The 1,876-nt window shown below is 34.4% G+C and carries 1 protein-coding gene, 6 tRNA genes and 1 rRNA gene; all 8 read left to right on the top strand.

Annotation, left to right across the window (positions count from 1 at the left end; all coding sequences use genetic code 11):
• A 5S ribosomal RNA gene (gene rrf / locus ACTNBA_RS19025) occupies positions 1 to 107 on the top strand; the annotation flags it as partial.
• 6 nt (positions 108 to 113) lie between these two features.
• Positions 114 to 188, top strand: a tRNA-Glu gene (locus ACTNBA_RS19020).
• A gap of 3 nt (positions 189 to 191) precedes the next feature.
• Positions 192 to 275 (top strand) — tRNA-Leu (locus ACTNBA_RS19015).
• A gap of 3 nt (positions 276 to 278) precedes the next feature.
• Positions 279 to 352, top strand: a tRNA-Gly gene (locus ACTNBA_RS19010).
• A 4-nt stretch (positions 353 to 356) separates the two neighbouring features.
• A tRNA-Arg gene (locus ACTNBA_RS19005) sits at positions 357 to 433 on the top strand.
• 5 nt (positions 434 to 438) lie between these two features.
• Positions 439 to 513 (top strand) — tRNA-Gln (locus ACTNBA_RS19000).
• Positions 514 to 519: 6 nt separating this feature from the next.
• Positions 520 to 595, top strand: a tRNA-Lys gene (locus ACTNBA_RS18995).
• Positions 596 to 732: 137 nt separating this feature from the next.
• Entirely contained in the window at positions 733 to 1,479 is a 747-nt protein-coding gene (locus ACTNBA_RS18990) for a peptidylprolyl isomerase (protein WP_441075817.1), read from the top strand.
• Positions 1,480 to 1,876: the final 397 nt, after the last annotated feature.

Below are 1,876 nucleotides of genomic sequence, written 5' to 3'. Positions count from 1 at the left end.
TGCTTTTGATGGATACACCCGTTCCCATACCGAACACGAAGGTTAAGCATCAAGAGGCCGATAGTACTGCACGGGAAGCTGTGTGGGAGGGTAGGTTGTTGCCAGGTCAATATGGCTCCTTGGTCAAGCGGTTAAGACACCACCCTTTCACGGTGGTAACAGGGGTTCGATTCCCCTAGGAGTCACCATATGCAGATGTGGCGGAATTGGCAGACGCACTAGACTTAGGATCTAGCGCCTTAGGCGTGGGGGTTCGACTCCCTTCATCTGCACCACAGGCGGGTGTAACTCAATGGTAGAGTGCTAGCCTTCCAAGCTAGTTACGAGGGTTCGATTCCCTTCACCCGCTCCATTTTGCGTTTTTAGCTCAGCTGGATAGAGCAACGCCCTTCTAAGGCGTGGGCCAGGGGTTCGAATCCCTTAAGACGCACCATATATTGGGATATCGCCAAGCGGTAAGGCACCAGACTTTGACTCTGGCATTCGTAGGTTCAAATCCTGCTATCCCAGCCAGTAAATGGTTCACTAGCTCAGTCGGTAGAGCACATGACTTTTAATCATGGTGTCCGGGGTTCGATCCCCCGGTGAGCCACCAAATCCTATTACTTAATGTAGTAGGATTTATTTTTTTATTTAGAAATTGTACATATGGTGAGATAAATTTTATTTCATTTTAGATATAAAGTATGTTATCATATAGTAAAATACAATAATGCATAAAGGAGTAGAAATATGGAAAATAAAATTTTAGCTTCAGTTAATGGAAAGAATATAACTCAACAAGATGTAGATATGGCAATGGCTAGATTTCCACAACAAAATCAAGAACATTTTGCAAGTGAAATAGGAAAAGAGCAACTTTTAGAGCAATTAATAAGTTTTGAATTACTTCATAAGTTTGCTATAGATGAACAGTTAGAAGAAACTGAAGAGTTTAAGTCTCAATTAGAATTATTAAAGAAAGATTTATTAATTCAAGCTGCAGTAAAAAAAGTTCTTGATGTTGTTACAATTTCAGATGAAGAAGTAAAGAAATACTTTGAAGATAACAAAGAAATGTTTAAAGGCGAAGCAAGTGTAAGAGCTAAACATATATTAATTGATAATGAGGATAAAGCTAAAGAAATAAAAGAAAAAATTAATAATGGATTAAGTTTTGAAGAAGCAGCAAGAGAATTTTCAACTTGTCCATCAAATTCGCAAGGTGGAGATTTAGGAACATTTACAAGAGGTAAAATGGTTCCTGAGTTTGAAAATGCAGCTTTTGAATTAGAGGTTGGACAAATTAGTGAGCCAGTAAAAACTCAATTTGGATATCATCTAATAAAAGTAGATGAGAAGTTACCAGAGGTAATGAAATCTTTTGACGAAGTTAAAGATTCATTAAAATTAAACTTATTAGGTCAAAAACAAAACATGGAATATATTAAACTTATAAATGATTTAAAACAAGAACAAAAAGTAGAGATATATAAGTAATAATACTTTAAATAAAAAATAGCATCATCTTTTGAAATAGATGATGCTATTTTTTTATGTCTACAATATAAACAATGCCATGTGTATCAATATAAGTATATAGAAGAAAATAAGAGTATTTAAAAGCAATTTAGGAATATTCATAGATTAATACTATAAAATTTAACTTATATATCAATAAATCATGGTAAGATAAGTTTTGTCGCTGAGAGATGCGGCAGTAAACAATAAGAAGTTGAGAAAAAAACTTCTAAAAAATATTGACAGATAAAAAATTATCTAGTATAATAGTAAGAGTCGTCGGAAGTAATCGATGATAATGAAAACCAAATGGTCTTTGAAAATTAAACAGAGAAAAAGGTAAAACCAGTTAATTCCGATAGAGAAATCTATCAAA

It is taken from the genome of Clostridium sulfidigenes, from assembly GCF_052067195.1.
Classification (GTDB): domain Bacteria; phylum Bacillota; class Clostridia; order Clostridiales; family Clostridiaceae; genus Clostridium_J; species Clostridium_J sulfidigenes.
This window is presented reverse-complemented; position numbering and strand designations above follow the sequence as displayed.

Bases quoted from the DNA above. Each gene is read 5' to 3' on its own strand.
- ACTNBA_RS18990 (WP_441075817.1), top strand. From the start codon at position 733: ATGGAAAATAAAATTTTAGCTTCAGTTAATGGAAAGAATATAACTCAA.